At 49.3% G+C, this 16492-nt stretch carries 16 protein-coding genes; 10 read left to right on the plus strand and 6 right to left on the minus strand.

Annotated elements, in window-relative coordinates; all coding sequences use genetic code 11:
• Positions 1–3: 3 nt before the first annotated feature.
• From aroB to AT705_RS13080, 3 genes are read left to right on the plus strand one after another with little or no spacing between them, the layout of a single operon-like run.
• Positions 4–1074: a 3-dehydroquinate synthase gene (aroB, locus tag AT705_RS13070; protein WP_058796917.1), complete on the plus strand. Its 1071-nt coding sequence runs from the start codon at positions 4–6 to the stop codon at positions 1072–1074.
• Positions 1074–2546 (plus strand): SPOR domain-containing protein, encoded by a 1473-nt coding sequence (locus tag AT705_RS13075; protein WP_058796918.1) that lies wholly within the window; start codon positions 1074–1076, stop codon positions 2544–2546. The genes aroB and AT705_RS13075 overlap by 1 nt, the downstream gene beginning before the upstream one ends.
• Positions 2547–2583: 37 nt before the next feature.
• Complete coding sequence (locus AT705_RS13080; RefSeq protein ID WP_010386213.1) at positions 2584–3414, plus strand: Dam family site-specific DNA-(adenine-N6)-methyltransferase; 831 nt, start codon at positions 2584–2586, stop codon at positions 3412–3414.
• A gap of 21 nt (positions 3415–3435) precedes the next feature.
• On the opposite strand, the gene AT705_RS13085 is transcribed toward AT705_RS13080, so the two are convergent.
• Positions 3436–3621 (minus strand): DUF2970 domain-containing protein, encoded by a 186-nt coding sequence (locus AT705_RS13085; RefSeq protein WP_058796919.1) that lies wholly within the window; start codon positions 3619–3621, stop codon positions 3436–3438.
• Between the two features lie 110 nt (positions 3622–3731).
• Positions 3732–4031: a hypothetical protein gene (locus AT705_RS13090; protein ID WP_058796920.1), complete on the minus strand. Its 300-nt coding sequence runs from the start codon at positions 4029–4031 to the stop codon at positions 3732–3734.
• Positions 4032–4208: 177 nt separating this feature from the next.
• On the opposite strand from AT705_RS13090, the gene rpe reads away from it, so the two are divergent.
• The 3 genes from rpe to trpS are packed head-to-tail and all read left to right on the plus strand — an operon-like array spanning position 4209 to position 6593.
• Positions 4209–4898, plus strand: a complete 690-nt coding sequence (gene rpe / locus AT705_RS13095) for a ribulose-phosphate 3-epimerase (RefSeq protein WP_058796921.1) — start codon at positions 4209–4211, stop codon at positions 4896–4898.
• Positions 4898–5563, plus strand: coding sequence for an HAD-IA family hydrolase (locus AT705_RS13100; RefSeq protein ID WP_058796922.1), 666 nt, complete (start codon positions 4898–4900; stop codon positions 5561–5563). The genes rpe and AT705_RS13100 overlap by 1 nt, the downstream gene beginning before the upstream one ends.
• Before the next feature lie 25 nt (positions 5564–5588).
• Entirely contained in the window at positions 5589–6593 is a 1005-nt protein-coding gene (gene trpS / locus AT705_RS13105) for a tryptophan--tRNA ligase (protein WP_058796923.1), read from the plus strand.
• 60 nt (positions 6594–6653) lie between these two features.
• Here trpS and AT705_RS13110 read toward each other — a convergent pair whose 3' ends face one another.
• A complete protein-coding gene (locus AT705_RS13110; RefSeq protein ID WP_058796924.1) occupies positions 6654–7307 on the minus strand; it encodes an XRE family transcriptional regulator in 654 nt (217 codons plus the stop codon).
• 228 nt (positions 7308–7535) lie between these two features.
• Between AT705_RS13110 and AT705_RS13115 the strand changes: the two genes are divergently transcribed.
• The gene (locus AT705_RS13115) at positions 7536–8852 is read left to right on the plus strand and encodes an InlB B-repeat-containing protein (RefSeq protein ID WP_058796925.1); all 1317 of its coding nucleotides are present in this window, start codon (positions 7536–7538) and stop codon (positions 8850–8852) included.
• Here AT705_RS13115 and AT705_RS13120 read toward each other — a convergent pair.
• Positions 8849–9655, minus strand: coding sequence for an AraC family transcriptional regulator (locus AT705_RS13120; RefSeq protein ID WP_058796926.1), 807 nt, complete (start codon positions 9653–9655; stop codon positions 8849–8851). The two genes, AT705_RS13115 and AT705_RS13120, sit on opposite strands and share 4 nt — an antisense overlap.
• A gap of 80 nt (positions 9656–9735) precedes the next feature.
• Here AT705_RS13120 and AT705_RS13125 point away from each other — a divergent pair, with 80 nt between their 5' ends.
• Positions 9736–10899, plus strand: a complete 1164-nt coding sequence (locus tag AT705_RS13125; RefSeq protein ID WP_058796927.1) for an MFS transporter — start codon at positions 9736–9738, stop codon at positions 10897–10899.
• Positions 10900–10953: 54 nt separating this feature from the next.
• Here AT705_RS13125 and AT705_RS13130 read toward each other — a convergent pair whose 3' ends face one another.
• Positions 10954–13011, minus strand: a complete 2058-nt coding sequence (locus tag AT705_RS13130; protein ID WP_058796928.1) for a glycoside hydrolase family 97 protein — start codon at positions 13009–13011, stop codon at positions 10954–10956.
• Positions 13012–13183: 172 nt separating this feature from the next.
• Between AT705_RS13130 and AT705_RS13135 the strand changes: the two genes are divergently transcribed.
• Together AT705_RS13135 and AT705_RS13140 are read left to right on the plus strand one after the other, a co-directional pair.
• On the plus strand, positions 13184–13849 hold the full coding sequence (locus tag AT705_RS13135) for a methylamine utilization protein (RefSeq protein ID WP_058796929.1): 666 nt from the start codon (positions 13184–13186) through the stop codon (positions 13847–13849).
• Complete coding sequence (locus tag AT705_RS13140) at positions 13842–15092, plus strand: hypothetical protein (RefSeq protein WP_058796930.1); 1251 nt, start codon at positions 13842–13844, stop codon at positions 15090–15092. The genes AT705_RS13135 and AT705_RS13140 overlap by 8 nt, the downstream gene beginning before the upstream one ends.
• Positions 15093–15117: 25 nt before the next feature.
• Here AT705_RS13140 and sthA read toward each other — a convergent pair whose 3' ends face one another.
• On the minus strand, positions 15118–16455 hold the full coding sequence (gene sthA / locus AT705_RS13145; RefSeq protein ID WP_237113828.1) for a Si-specific NAD(P)(+) transhydrogenase: 1338 nt from the start codon (positions 16453–16455) through the stop codon (positions 15118–15120).
• Positions 16456–16492: the final 37 nt, after the last annotated feature.

Consider the following 16492-nt stretch of genomic DNA (forward strand, 5'->3'; position numbering starts at 1 on the left):
CACATGCTTGAATTAACAGTAGATTTAAACGAGCGTAGCTATCCTATCTATATTGGCCAAGATCTTCTAACCGATCAGGGGCGATTATTGCAGCATGTTGGCAATGGGCGCCCCGTCATCATCAGCAACGAGACTGTTGCACCTTTGTATCTGGATACATTACTCACGCAGTTAGAGGGCAAAGCGCCGCTTCATTTTTGTATTCCTGATGGGGAGCAATATAAATCCCTGGAGTGGTTTGAGCGTATTAACGCATTTTTGCTTGAGCACAACTGTGGTCGGGATACCTGTCTGATCGCTTTAGGTGGCGGCGTAGTTGGTGATCTGACCGGTTTTGTCGCAGCCTGCTATCAGCGCGGTGTGCCATTTATTCAGATTCCGACAACCTTACTCTCTCAAGTAGATTCGTCAGTTGGTGGCAAAACAGCCGTCAACCACCCTTTAGGTAAAAATATGATAGGTGCTTTCTATCAGCCTAAAGCGGTGTTTATTGATACCAATACACTGAAGAGTTTACCACCGCGCGAGTTCGCAGCGGGTATGGCTGAAGTGATTAAGTACGGCCTGATTTACGACATAGATTTTCTGACGCTACTTGAGCACAATGGTAAGGCCTTGCATGAATTGGACACAGACTTGTTAATGCAAGTGATCCATCGTTGCTGTGTCATCAAAGCCGACATTGTCGCACAAGATGAGAAAGAAGCAGGATTGCGTGCGTTGCTGAATCTGGGGCATACGTTTGGCCATGCAATTGAAGCGCAGATGGGTTATGGCGTATGGCTTCACGGTGAAGCGGTCGCTGCGGGCATGATGTTAGCGGCCCGTCTGGCACAACTTAGAAGCGCGTTAACAGAGCATGAAGTCGCGCGTATCGCAGCTTTGCTAGAAATGTATCAATTGCCAGTTGCACCGCCCAAATCGATGACAACGGCACAGTTTATCTCTCACATGCGTAAAGATAAGAAAAATAAACAAGGTAAGATCCGCTTTATCGTACCTACCAGTCTGGGCAAGTGCCAGCTGGTCGATGACGTATCTGATGACACCTTAGGCCAGCTAATAGGGCACTGATGCAGTCGCAAATCTTACCGAGTCGTGCCGCTCTGGTCGACCGGATTGCAATGCAGTTTGAGTATGGACAAAACCTGATCTGCCTGGTTGGTAACTCAGGGCTAGGCAAAAGTTACCTGGCTGAGTCTTTCATCACAGACAAGTACCCTGACTTTAGCAAAGCTTTTGTTAAGTTGGGAGCACATACCAAAGACACCGAGCTGGTTCAGCAGCTGTTAGAAAATAGCTTTCGCGCACCGCTGGTCGACCATAAGTTGTCCTTAAGTGAGAATTTCTTTGTTCTGTATAATGAGCAACCCTGTGGTCCGTGCCTCTGGGTCATTGATGGTGCACGTCACCTGAGTGATGAGCTGATCCAGGAGCTTCAGCTACTGGCTAAAAAGGCCCCGGACACTTTATATATTCTGGTAACAGGACAAGCCCCTAAGATATTGCCCGAAGCGCTGGATATTCATCTGGAGTCTCTGTCATTAACGGAAAGTCGCCGCCTGATGGCGATGTTTTTTCCAGAGTTACCGCCTTCAGAAGACCCTATATTCAGCACCTTCTTGAGTGAAGCGGGCGGTAATCCCAGCATTTTGCTCGAATGGCAGCAAAACCAGCATCAATTGACGCTGAAATCCAAACAAGCAATGAGTAGCCGGCAGTGGAAAGGGTTTTTGGGTGCCTTTGTTGTGATTACGGCCTTGTTTCTGGTCGCATTGCTTTATCAAAAAGATTTGGCCGATTTATTGCGTTTGCAACAGGATGCTGGCGCAACCTCGGTTGAGGTATTGCCTGAACCGACTGTGCTGACGACGCAAGAGGCGCTCTCGGATGAAATCGCGCAGACTGCTTCCCAGGCATTAACAGAACTACCCGAAAGCAGCGAGACTAAGGCTCCTTTGCAGCATGATGTACAATCCATACTCGGCGCATTAACCCTGAGCCACACTGGCGGGGACGAGTATCAAGTCGACACAAGCGAAGAAGTCGCTGAACACACTGCCGAGCCTGACAGAGATGCACAAGTTGAACCTAATGCGTCGGCAGCGGTCGCGCAAGTACTGACGCAACCAGATATCTTGAGCAATGATGCTGAGCGTACGGACATCAATGAACAGGTTGAAACACCACAGCCGGTCATTATTACTGAACCTCAGGTACAGCCGGATCCAGTTTCAGGCTTATCTGACAATGCCTGGTTTTTGGCGCAAGACAGTAATGCCTGGACAATTCAACTGCTGGCTGTGACTGATGAGTCTGTGGCACGGCGATATATCGAGCAACATAAGTTGTCGCAGATCCGAACTGCTCAGGTTATGCGCGCAGGCAAGGCGTGGTGGTTTGTGACCCTGGCGCCATTTGCAACCTTAGATGACGCGAAGCAGGCCCGGACTGAATTACCTGAAGCCGTGTTAGCAGGACAGCCATTTTTTAAACGTATCGTGCAAATTAAGCAACAAATCCAACAGTCACAAACGCAAAAATAGTGTAGAATCGCGCTACTTTGGGGTAACTAGTCAGATCATGCAAAAAAAGACCAGAGCTTTCTTAAAATGGGCAGGTGGAAAATATGCCTTGGTGGAAGAAATTACCAAGCGCTTGCAAGCCGCAAATGAAGAGGCCGAAACTCTGGTGGAGCCCTTTGTTGGGGCTGGATCTGTCTTTCTCAATAGTCACTTTAAGCACTATATACTCAATGACATTAACGCAGACCTGATTAACCTGTACAAAGAGCTACAACGCACACCAGACGAATTCATTAGTGATGCCAGAAAGCTGTTTGTTGATCTGAATAATCATCCTGATGCCTACTATGCCTATCGCCAGCAGTTTAATGAAAGCGTTGATGTATATGAGCGGGCTATTCTGTTTTTGTACATGAACCGACATGGCTACAACGGGCTTTGTCGTTATAACCTGAAGGGCATTTTTAACGTGCCCTTTGGTAAATATAAGCGCCCTTATTTTCCGGAAAATGAGCTGTACTTTTTTTCAGAAAAAGCACAGCAGGCAACCTTTACCTGTCTGAGTTATGAGCAGGTCTTTAGGCGCATTCCTAAGAAGGCGGTCGTGTATTGTGATCCGCCCTATGTGCCGCTGAGTAAAACCGCCTCATTCACCGCTTATGCCAAAGGGGGTTTTAACTTCGACGATCAGGCGCAGCTCGCTAATCTGGCAGAAAAGGCCGCCTTTGAACAGCAAACACCCGTCCTGATATCCAACCATGATACGGTGCTGACGCGCAAGATTTACAGCCAGGCTCACCTGGATGTGATCCAGGTAAAAAGAACCATTAGCCCTAAAGGCTCTGGTCGCAACCGGGTTGATGAGCTGATGGCCTTATATCACGAATAATCGCGTTGAATGGCTGGCACGTCATAATACAATGGCATTTACAAACCAGGCTAAGGCGATAACCAGTGCGATAACAAAACACACGGCCAGTAAGGCAAAAGGCCAAAAGTGTTTTTGGCTGAAATCGACACGATATTTAGCCTGGCTTTGCACACCAAACATCGCAGCAAGTACACTTTGAATAAGTATAAAGAATCGTTCTGTCACGGCATCCTGGCTCCTAAGTGCAACGAGATACCTAACAGTATAGTGTATGAATACCAACTCGCTTCAATGACTCACCTGATGAAAGGCGTAATTAAGCGTGTTGGTATCAATTAGAATTGCGAAAATTGACTCGACGTTTGCTCTTCACCCGAGCCAAGTAATAGCTCCAGAAGATCAAGGTAGTGGAACTGCGCATTACTACTGCCGCCAGTTAACCAGGCATACCAACTAGTGTGTGACTCCAACTTACATAAATTTGATGGCGCGTGCTGACTCACCTGAGTGGTGGAGCACTGACACATCTCATTTTTTTCGATCAAGTCATCATCACCGCTGAATGAAACCACGCCAGCAGATAAGACTAAAGCAGCTGTAAGCAAAAGCGTCCGTGTTTTAAGCCGACTTAACATAACCATATCCCCAGTGAACAGTTATCTTTAAATAGTACACTATGTATGTTTATTAAACAATCGCTTTGTCCTGCAAAAATGGCAGCTGCTCGCAAATTGCCTGTGCCCAACAATCAGGTGTTTTTAGCGTTCAGATGAGTTACAGTAGCCGCTGACATTTTGTTTCAGGGGGGTAGTATGTCGCAGAACAATAATAATTCTGAGTTCTTAATTGCACCATCTATTTTGTCTGCCGATTTTGCAAGGTTAGGTGAAGACGTTGCTAGGGTTTTAGATGCTGGCGCAGATGTCGTGCACTTCGATGTAATGGATAATCATTATGTCCCGAATCTGACGTTTGGCCCGATGATCTGTGAGGCACTGCGCAATTATGGCATTACTGCCCCAATTGATGTGCATCTGATGATCAAACCCGTGGATAGTCTGATCCCGGAGTTTGCAAAAGCAGGTGCAGATATCATCACTTTCCACCCTGAAGCCAGTGAACATATAGATCGTAGTCTCGGCTTGATTAAGGAACATGGGTGTGAGGCTGGATTGGTACTTAATCCGGCAACACCATTACATTATTTGGATTATGTGATGGACAAAGTGGATCAAATCTTACTGATGTCAGTTAATCCTGGTTTTGGCGGTCAGAGCTTTATCCCGCAGACGCTGGATAAGTTGCGACAGGTACGTGAGCGCATAGATGCCAGTGGTCGTAAAATCCGCCTGGAGGTGGACGGTGGCATTAAAGTCGACAATATTGCTGAGGTAGCCGCCGCGGGGGCCGATATGTTTGTTGCTGGCTCGGCGATTTTCAATCAACCAGACTACCGGACGGTCATTGATGCGATGCGTTCTGAGCTCGCTAAGGTGGGCTAATGCACTACCAGGGTATTTTATTTGATCTCGATGGCACGCTGGTCGACAGTGCGCATGACTTGTATATGGCGCTCAATTTGACGTTAACTGAAGTGGCTTTCCCTGTGGTGAGCCGTGCGCAGGTGCTAACCTGGGTTGGCAACGGCATCGATGTGCTGGTGCAGCGCGGTTTAAGTGGTGATCATGACGTTAACGCTGAGCTACCGCCACGTGTGGTCGCTGAGGCACAGACCCGTTTTGCTGGACATTATCGGGCTCTGGTTGGGCAATACTCTTTGCTCTATGCCAATGTTGAAACGGTACTGGCTGCATTCAGTCATGTGCCCAAGGCCGTCGTAACCAATAAGAGCCGTGAGTTTACAGAACAGCTCCTCGATAACCTCAATCTCAGCCAACATTTCGATGTTGTGGTGTGTGGTGATGACGGTCAGAAAAAGCCTGCAGCGGAGCCGCTTTTGTCTGCCTGTCAGCAACTTAACATCGAGCCACACACGGCCATCATGGTCGGCGATTCGAAAAGCGATATTTTGGCCGCTCATGCTGCTGAAATACCTGTGATTGCACTCAAATATGGGTACAATCAAGGACTGGATCTGGCCCAGTTTAATCCACAGTACCTCTGTGAGGGCTTCTTGGATATAATCCCCATTTTAAATCAACCTTAAATCAAACTAGGAGTAAGGGAACACAATGACTAAACCAGTAGTGTTAAGTGGCATTCAGCCAACCGGTGGTATGACAATAGGCAATTATGTGGGTGCCATTAACCAGTGGCTTAAGCTACAGGAAGATCATGATTGTTTCTTTATGCTGGTTGATTTGCACGCCATTACCATACGTCAGGAGCCAAGTGTCCTGCGTGATCGCGTCTTAGATGGGGTTGCTTTGTATGCTGCCTGTGGCATTGACCCTGAAAAGTCGGCGTTGTTCGTGCAATCACAGGTGCCAGAGCATGCGCAGTTAAGCTGGGTACTGAACTGCTATGCACAAATGGGCGAACTCAACCGCATGACCCAGTTTAAAGACAAGTCAGCGAAAAACACCAACAATGTTAACGTGGGTTTGTTTGCTTATCCGGTTTTGCAAGCGGCAGATATTCTGCTTTATCAGGCTGATCAGGTTCCGGTGGGTGAAGATCAGAAGCAGCACCTTGAATTGACACGTGATATCGCGACACGTTTTAATAACCTGTATGGTGATGTGTTCAAAGTACCTGAGCCGTATATTCCAGAGCTGGGTGCCCGGGTGATGAGCTTGCAGGATCCATTGAAGAAAATGTCTAAGTCGGACGATAATCCAAATGCCTATATTATGCTGCTGGATGAGCCGAAAAAGATTGAGAAAAAACTGAAAAAAGCGGTGACGGATTCAGACGAACAAGCACGTATTTACTTTGACCGGGAAGAAAAGCCAGGCGTATCTAACCTGCTGACGCTATTGTCAGTGGCGACCAAGCGTGATGTGGCCGATCTGGTACCTGAGTATGAAGATAAAATGTATGGTCATCTGAAAAAAGACACGGCCGATGCCGTGGTGGCTATGCTGGAGCCTATACAGGCGCGTTTTAAAGAGATCCGTGAAGATCAGGCGTTGCTGGATCAGATCATGCGCTCTGGTGCAGAAAAAGCCGGTGCTCGTGCAGAGAAAACGCTAAAAGCGGCATACGATGCGCTGGGCTTTATCCCGCGCCCGTAATCAGCCAGATCACAATCTCAAAAAAGCCAGCTTATACGCTGGCTTTTTGCTGTTTGAAGATCACATACTGCGGCCGCACCAGACAATTCTGCCCGCAATACCATGCTGTTGGGCATTTTCGGCATGGATTTGCCAGGCTGGGTAGTCCGGGTTATCACTCACTACGCTAATATGATCTCGTTGTTGTTGTAGGCGCTTAGCCATCAGACCATCTTCGGTTTGCAGTACATAAACACCACGTTTGGTCGCGTCACGCTGGCTTAAATCAACCAGCACCATGTCACCATGCTGCAAGGTTGGCAGCATACTGTCGCCCCGAATGGTGACAAACGCCAGCTGTTCACTGTGCACGCCCAGTTGCGTACTGAGCCAGCGCTTATTCAGGGCAAACTGCTCTGTGATATCTTCACTGCCATTTATGCTACCAAAACCTGCGCTGGCTTCGACATCTAGCTTAGGCACCATCAGCATGTCCCCAGAGCCGGTCACTGCGGATTGCTCAACGGGCTGTTCGCCGGTCAGCAACCAGTTCAAATCGATATTGAATAAACTATACAACTGCTCCAGATAAGCCACCGATGGACGGCTCAGGCCACGGCAAATACGATAAATATGTGAAGGAGACTTACCCGTGAGTAATGCAAACTGGCGTTTGTTGCCGGCGCTAAACTGGTCGATCAAGGTAGTAAATCGGCGTGAAAATGCTGTGCTCATGACACCCCATACAGGTTACAACGAAGAAAGAGGCTCAGAGTACTTGCCTCTTACGTGACTGTACAGCACAGGCGGCTCAATTGCGCAAAGTCTGTCCAGTGTTTACTGTGCGAGTAACAAATTGCGACATTTTTAACCAGTGACATAACAGTTTACCGGCACAGTGTACCTATAATAAGCTAGGTGCTGTTGGATTTTTCAACGCCATAAGATAATGGAGAAGGAACGATGAATTATATTTTGAAGGGTCACTGGATACTGGTGATGACACTGAGCGCGTTGACCGGGTGCTCAGGTGGCAGTGATGATAATCCGCCGGCGAATGAAGCGCCGCAGTTACTGACTGTTTCAACACTCAGTGCAGGGGGCGGGGTGCTGGAACCTGCAGAGTTAAAGGTTAGCAAAGGCAAAACCGCTGAGTTTGTCGCGCAACCCCAGGCGGGTTATGAGCTGACCGAGCTAAGTGGTTGCGCGGGCAAGCGCACCGGCGTGGCTTACAAGGTAGAGCGGGTCGAACAAAACTGTCAGGTCACTGCACGTTTTTCGCCTATTCGTTACCGCCTGGATGCAACCGTCAGTCAAGGTGGAAATGTGGATACCAGCACTCAGCAGGTGGCTTATGGTAGTGCGGCTGAGTTTGTCTTCACACCCAACAGTGACCATATTCTGGAGCGCGTCGGAGGTTGTAATGGGGCGCTAACAGAAGGTCGTTATCGTATTTCTGAGGTGATGGGGTCCTGCACTGTGAGTGCGTTATTTTTACCTTACCTGCCGGATCCTGAAGCACTCACACGGATCCGGTTACCGGTCGTCGTACATGTGCTGAATAATGGCTATTTTGAAATCAGTGATGCGCAGATCTTATCTCAGTTGCGGGCCACTAATTTGCATTTCCGTGGCAAAAATAACGCCGAAATTGAAACTATCCCCGCTACCTACTCCGCTTTTGTTGCAGACACCGGGATCCAATTTTTTCTGGCTGACAAAGATCCGGATGGCCAGCCTCATTCGGGGATCGTGCGGGTCGATGGCACAACGAGTGTCTTTGCGCTGGAGGGTTATCCCTTTGCCCGCAGCGATGCCGGGGGATCGGATGCCTGGCCGACGGATCGTTATATTAATATCTGGGTGGGTATGTCACGTACCCGGTTCAATGAGCCAGTATTGGGTGGCAGAGCACATGTCCCGGGCATTGCGCCTGAGTCTTATATTGGGGTGTCGGTAGAGCAGGGGCTGTTTGGCACCATTGCACCTCGAGAGCCGAATTATGATCAGGGTAAAACACTGACGCATGAGCTGGGCCACTTTCTGGGCTTAATTGGCCATACAAATCCACCATGGAATGACCAAAATACCCATCGTCACCTGACCTGTGATGGGTTGGCGCAGACTGATTGCGTGAATGCAGATCTGACGATGAACTTTATGAATACCAATGTCTACGACAACAAGCAGAAGATGTTTTCGCTGAGTCAGCGTCGGTTGATGCGTGCCTGGCTGGAAACGGGGCCATTACAGGCCTTGTATCTGAATAACCAGCCTTAACGCTTTAGATATTGTCCAGGGGTGGTGCCGAAGAACTTTTTAAATGCGCTGTTGAATGCTGAGCTGGACTCAAACCCGAGTTGCAAAGCGATGGCTTGTTGGGTTTCGCCCGCGGTGAGCATTTCAACCGCACGCAGCGCTCTGAGCTTTTGCTTCCATTGACTAAAACTCATGGCAAAGCTTCTATGAAACAGGCGATTAAGGGTTCTGGCTGATGCGCCCACCTGCTCACCCCACTGTTCCAGAGTAAGTGCGCAGCCCGGGTTCGAATACAGTTCACTGACAATTGGCAGCAGCCGATGGTCATCGGCTTTGGGTATGAAAAATGCACTGGTAGGTGCCAGCTCTAATCTATCAATGAACACCTGGATAAAGCGCTCGGTCTTGTCGTCGAGAAGATAATCCTCAGGCCAGGTACAGATAGTCAGGATCATTTCTTTCAGCAGTGCATCGACTACCAGGGTCTTCGCTTGATCCCCCAAAATGGCAGCGTATTTTTCATCAATATAGACACTACGAAAGTGTCCGCCATAACGGCAGAAAGTCTCATGCTCCACGTTAGGTGGGATCCACAAAGCCTGTTGCGGTGGGATAACGAAAGTGCCTTGTGGTGTGAAAATGGTCATCACTGAATCGCTGATGTAGGTGATCTGACCCCAGTGATGGCTATGGGGCCGTACATGCTCATTGGCAGGCATCGTGGTGGGCCTTGGGAAGATGGGTCTGCCCAGTACCTTGCGCTTGAACCGGCTGGAAACACTGCGCCAGGATGCATCTGTCCGATTTGATAAACTTTGTGTCATGATTTTCCATATTAGCCAGCGTGAACAGCTCATATACTAACCGGGCCGATAACGGCAATCAATGTGCTTAAGGACTGTGAATGAAAAACCCGACCCGACTTTTTGTGCCTTCGCCGATGAGCTTTATGGTGCTGGCGACCATTGTCATGGCAATGACGTTTTCTGCCTGGAATGCGCTGCTTAATAACTTTGCGATCGAGCAGGCTGCGTTTACTGGCGCGCATATTGGTATGTTGCAATCACTGCGTGAAGTGCCAGGTTTCCTGGCCTTTACAGCCGTGTTTGTGCTGCTGGTGCTGAAGGAGCAAACCTTCGCTTTGATTAGTTTATGCTTGCTATCAATCGGCGTGGCATTGACAGGGTTTTTCCCCAGTATTTATGGCCTGTACGCTACGACGGTCTTGATGTCCATTGGATTCCACTACTTTGAAACATTGAATCAATCGCTGAGCTTGCAGTGGTTCAGTAAGGAAGAGGCGCCCGAGCAATTGGGCCGTTTACTGTCGATAAAATCGATGGCCTCTTTGGTGACCTTCGGACTCATCTGGGTGGCATTTACCTGGCTGTCGAGCGATTATGTATGGGTGTACTTGTTATTTGGCGGTGCCGGACTGGCATTGACCTTGTTTATGGCACTGACGCACCCGCACTTCGTTCAGCAGGCAACACAGCATAAAAAACTCATTCTAAGAAAACAGTACAGCCTGTACTACATTCTGACCTTTTTCTCTGGTGCCCGTCGGCAAATCTTTATGGTGTTTGCCGGTTTCCTGATGGTAGAAAAGTTTGGTTTTGATGTTGCAGAGATTACGGCGCTGTATATGCTCAATCACGTTGTGAATATTTTTGTCGCCCCAAAAATCGGCCAGATGATCAGCCGGATTGGTGAACAAAAGGCTCTGACGTTGGAGTATTCAGGCTTGGTTTTGGTCTTTATAGGTTATGCGCTGGTCGAGTCTGCACAGATAGCTGCGGTACTGTATGTGGTGGATCACATTTTCTTCGCAATGGCGATTGCGCTCAAAACCTACTTTCAGAAAATCGCTCAGCCTGAGGATATTGCGGCCACGGCCGGGGTGAGTTTTACTATTAATCACATTGCAGCGGTGGTGATCCCGGCGAGTTTTGGTGTGGTGTGGCTATATGATCAATCGCTGGTATTCTATTTTGGTGCGGCCCTGGCTGGATGCTCTTTGATTCTCAGTCAGTTCATTACGCCACATCTGAAAAAAGTGGCAGCCTGATAAAAAAAGCCGCCCTGCTCAGGGCGGCTTTGTCAGGGCAAAATAACGCAGGTTTTAAAGGGCTTTAAAGCGAATTGCTGTGCCACCGCTGGTGGCCAGTTTCAGTGTTAAAGTGTCGTTTGCCGTGACACGCTGCTTTTGGATGCTCAGATCATAGGGAGTGTGTTTCCATTCTGCATCTGCTCCATCTTGATAAATGTGTGCTTCAAACTGCAGGCCAGGTTCCAGGAAGTCGAGTTTCACCGTCAGGGTTCTGGCCTGTTCATCGGTGATGGCACCCAAATACCAGTCATTACCTGAATACTTACCGCGTTTGCGCTCTTTACGGGCAAAGACCACATAGTCGCCCACTTCACCTGCCAATGCGATACTGTGTTCCCAGTCCGCCGGGACATCTTTAATAAATTGGAAGGCTTGTGGTTTTGCCAAATAGTTTTCCGGCAGGTCCGCTGCCATTTGCACTGGGCTATACAGCACAACATACAGGGCCAGCTGTTTGGCCAACGTGGTTTGTGGCCGATTGGTTTTATCGCCGAGGCCGTTAAAGCCCATATCGAAAATACCCGGTGTAAAGTCCATCGGGCCAGACAACATGCGGGTAAAGGCTAGCATGGTGGTATGCTCTGGTGGGTTTGGCGGTGTGCCCCAGGCATTGAACTCCTGGCCGCGTGCGCCTTCTCGGGTGAGCCAGTTAGGGTAAGTGCGGCGTAACCCCGTATCCTTAATTGGTTCATGAGTATTGATGCTGATCTTATGCTCGGCCGCCAGTTTCACATTGTCCAGATATTCATTGACCATAAATTGGCCGTCGTGCCATTCAAATCGGGCGTGACCGCGCTCATCAATGCGCTTGATATTGCCACCATCGGCAACATAGCCAGTTTTAACCTGACGGACACCGGCTTTTTCGTACAGGGCAAAGGCATCTGCCATCTGGTCGCGATAATTGCTGACATTACCTGAGGTTTCGTGGTGACCGATCAGGCGGGCACCCACTTGTTCGCCATGTTTAGCAATGGCATCCAAGTCGAAATCCGGGTAGGCTTCTGTAAAGCTGAATACATCACCATTGAAGAACCAGTCGCCATCCCAGCCGGTATTCCAGCCTTCTACCAGCACACCATCGAAGCCATGCTCGGCTGCGAAACTCAGGTATTCTTTAGTGCGTTCTGTAGTCGCGCCATGCTTTTCACCACTGCCCCAGGTGTTTTTTCCGATGTGCATGCCCCACCAAATACCGAGGTATTTACCTGGCTCTACCCAGGACACATCACCTAATTTATTGGGCTCATTCAGATTTAGAATGAGGCGAGAGTTCAGTAAATCAGTTGCCTGAGCGCCAACCTGAATGGTGCGCCAGGGAGTTTTGAACTGGCCATTAGTCTTTACTGCAATGCCGTCAGACCAGGGGGTCAGATCGCTGATAAAGGTACCTGGGCGACGCTGGTTTAGAGTCATAGCGGCATAATCAACCAGTGCGGCTTCGTGAATGCTGATGTGCACACCGTCTTTGTTTTTCAATGTGAATGGAGTGTGGACATGGGCCGCATCATGGAGTGCAGTGGTGTTGTAGGTATATTCATAGCGGTTCCAGCCGCGGGCTGGGATCCACCAAGCCTGTGCTTTGTCACTGTCAGCGATGGCAAATTCAGTCAGCTCTCTGGTGATATAGCGAGCAGAATCCTGGGCTACTTCGTAGCGAAAGCCGACACCGTCATTAAATGCGCGTATTCTCAGGGTATATTGTGCCTGCTTAGACTGACTGTTTGCCAGGGTAACAAGCAGTTCATTGTGATGGTTGTGTACTTCTCGTGCTTCACCCCAGGGCTGTTGCCAGCGTTCATCCACGCTGTTGCGCTGCGTTTTGCTGATGATCAATCCATCGCGTAGCGAGGGGGCACGGGCAAAATCGAACCCTAGTCTTGAGGGGGCAATCACGGCCCGGTTATTAAACGTGATCTGGTAACTGGGCTGAGTATTATCATCGCTGACTTGAAAGGAGAGCTTACCGTCTGGTGAGCTGACGCTGTATGTCGCAGCCTGTGTTGCAGTGGCAAATAAACTGGCTAAGAGTGTGGCAGCAACACCTGTTGCACAGAAGACTAATCGCATAAACTATCTCGGTTGCAAATGTGAGTGAATGTTTAGCTTACTGTTATCTTTGTTCGGGTATGAACTGTCTGCATACGTATTCACTTTGAAAATGCGATGAATGGAAACTAACGGTCGTCCGGTCTACATCTGTGGCCTATACTAAATCGAGACCGCAAGGAGCTTTTAGTCAATGACTCAATTCAAGCATATTCTTAGTATCACTGTGGTTGCTGTTACTCTGATCTCTGCCTGTGCAACTGCCGCTGAGCAGCTCACTGTTCAGGTGCGGGACAAAGAGGGAGAGTTACTGCCCGGCGCGGCCGTATGGCTCACCGGAGAGGGGCTTGCTGCTGATCAGGGGGTCCTCACACGCAGTTATAAAATGGGCCAGAAAAACCGCGCATTTACGCCGCATTTACTGATTGTGCCAAAACAGGCCGAAGTGTCATTCCCTAACTATGACTCTATTTTGCATCATGTGTATTCGTTTTCTCCCGCCAAGCGCTTTGAGTTCAAACTGTATCGGGATCAACCTCAGGCCCTGACGTTTTCTGCAACCGGGGCTGTGGAGTTGGGTTGCAACATCCATGACTGGATGTTGGGTTATATTCTGGTTGTGGATTCTACGCATTTTGCAGTGACGGATACTCAGGGTATTGCACGCATTTCAATACCCGCGGCGCAGCACAAGGACGTGACGTTAAAAGTCTGGCACGAGGGGTTTATGGATTTAGACAGTCCGGAAAGTCATGCATTATCGGCCGTCAAGTTGGGTGAACAACTGAATATTCAGTTGCAGCAGTCACTTGGTATGCTCCAGGAAGATTTCAGTGATGAGTTTGATGACTATGAGTAAACAACTTCACAAGCTGGGACTGATTGGGCTGACTGTTGTGGCCATCAGCACGGCACAGGCACAGGACTTTCAGTACAAAGGTGCAATTCAGGCAAGTTGGCAAAATAACAGTGAATATGCAGCCTGGTATAACCGGGGCGTGGCAGTAAATCGCTTTGGTGCCGACTCTGAGCGACTTAACTTGAGTCGTGCCGTGCTGGATATACGCACTGAAGTGGGCAGCAAGTGGTCGTTGTTAGCCAGTGCCCAATATGTTCCCGATCCGGATAGCAAATTCGGGTTTACTGAATTATTTGCGCAGTATCATACCCTGAACAAAGGCCCACGCCAGTGGCAAGCGCGGGTGGGTGGGTTTTACCCGCGTATGTCTCTGGAGAATCCCGACATTGGCTGGTCGTCTCCGTATAACTATAGCTATAGCGCGATAAATACCTGGCTGGGCGAGGAGATCCGGGCTTTTGGTATTGAGGTGAGCTATAAGCACAGTGACAGCCGGCTGCCACGTAGGCAACGCACGGGCCATAACTGGGAGTTGCTGGGGGCAGTGTACAAAGGAAATGATCCGGCCGGTACTTTGCTGGCCTGGCGGGGCTGGGCAATACACGACAGGCAAAGCGTGTTTAATGAAACCACCCCTTTTGCACCGATCAGCGCACTACAGGCACCGCCTCTGGCTAAGCAGTCCTGGCTAACTGAGCCTTTTACCGAGGTCGATGGCCGTTTTGGGTATTACCTCGGCGCACACTGGGATTATCAGAAGCGCCACACGTTGAGACTGTATTGGTATGATAATAACGGTGATCCAAGTGTATTGAACTATCAGACCGGGCAATATGCCTGGGATACTAAGTTTTACAGTGCGGCTTATCGTTTTAAGATCACCCGGGCCACGCATCTGGTCATGCAGGCGATGGCTGGCAATACGGCGATGGGTATCAGGCGTGGCGTTGATAACGACTTTAGCAGCCAGTTTATACTGTTAACCCATAAATGGCAGGATTATCGAGTGAGTGGTCGGGTGGAGCAATTCGACGTGAAAGATCGTGACTTTTGGGATTTCGATCCAAATACCAGTGAAGGGGGCGCGATAACCGTAACAGGTCGCTGGCAGATCTCCGAGCGCTGGCATGTTGGTATGGAGTTTCAGTATCTGGAGTCTAAGGTCGCAAACCGTGCCGATTTTAATTTACCGACGCGTCAGGTAGAGCAGCTGTGGCGTGTGAGCGGAGCGCTGCGCTTTTAAGGCGCAGCACTCAAGCTTAGTCGGGTTAGTCACATAAACGGTTTAATCCGTTGAGTGCAGCGACTCGGTATGCTTCGGCCATAGTGGGGTAGTTAAAGGTGGTATTGACGAAGTACTCAACATTATTGCCTTTGCCCTTTTGTTCCATGATGGCCTGACCAATGTGAATGATCTCGGATGCCCGCTCGCCAAAACAGTGTATTCCGAGGATCTCTTTGCTTTCAGCGTGAAATAGCAGTTTTAGTGAACCAACTTCAGTACCCGTGATCTGCGAGCGTGCCAGGTGTTTGAATTGTGCCCGGCCCACTTCGTATGGGATTTTAGCTGCCGTCAGCTGTTGCTCGGTTTTGCCCACTGAACTCATTTCCGGAATGGTGTAAATGCCAGTTGGGATGTCGGTGATCAGGCGATCATCGCACTTACCGTGTACAATCGCATGCGCCGCAATACGGCCCTGATCAAAGGCGGCACTGGCTAAACTAGGATACCCAATTACGTCACCTACGGCGTATACATTGTCTATTTCTGTCTGGTAATGTTCATTGACTTTAAGCTGGCCGCGGCTGTCTGCTTTGAGGCCAATGGCATCCAGATTGAGTGAATCGGTATTACCAGTTCTACCGTTGGCCCATAAAATACAGTCTGCTTTAACCTTTTTACCTGATTGAAGGTGCAGCACAACGCCCGTGTCCTGGGTTTCAACCTTGGCAAACTCTTCATTGTGTCGGATCACGATACCACTGTTCCAGAAGTGGTAGCTCAGTGCATCGGAGATTTCATCATCCATAAACGATAGCAGTCGATCACGGGTATTGATGAGGTCGACTTTGGCACCTAAGCCCTTAAATATAGACGCATACTCACAGCCAATGACCCCGGCACCGTAAACCAGTACGCGCTGTGGGTTGTGCGTTAAACCTAAAATCGTATCACTGTCATAGACGCGTGGATGAGCGAAATCGACGCCAGGTGGACGATACGGGCGAGAACCCGTCGCAATGACGATGGTCTGCGCAGTAAGCAGTTCCTGTGACCCGTCATGATGTTGGACCCGGATTGTGTGTGCATCGACAAAAGTCGCATCGCCCTGATAGAGGTGGATACGGTTGCGATCGTAGAAGCTTGAGCGCAGGCTTGACTGTTTGCTGATCACATTACTGGCATGATGCAGAATATCCTGAAACGTCAGGCGTTGTGGACGTTCGCTAAACCGAAACAGTGGATTCGATTTGTACTCAATCAAACGACTGACAGAGTGACGCAGTGCTTTAGAAGGAATAGTTCCCCAATGCACGCAGCCACCCCCGACATCTTTTTGTCGCTCAATAACGGCGACTTTACGATTGCTTTTAGAGAGGTTCATGGCGGCCCCTTCACCGCCGGGGCCTGTACCAATGATA

This window comes from Pseudoalteromonas rubra (assembly GCF_001482385.1).
Lineage (GTDB): Bacteria > Pseudomonadota > Gammaproteobacteria > Enterobacterales > Alteromonadaceae > Pseudoalteromonas > Pseudoalteromonas ardens.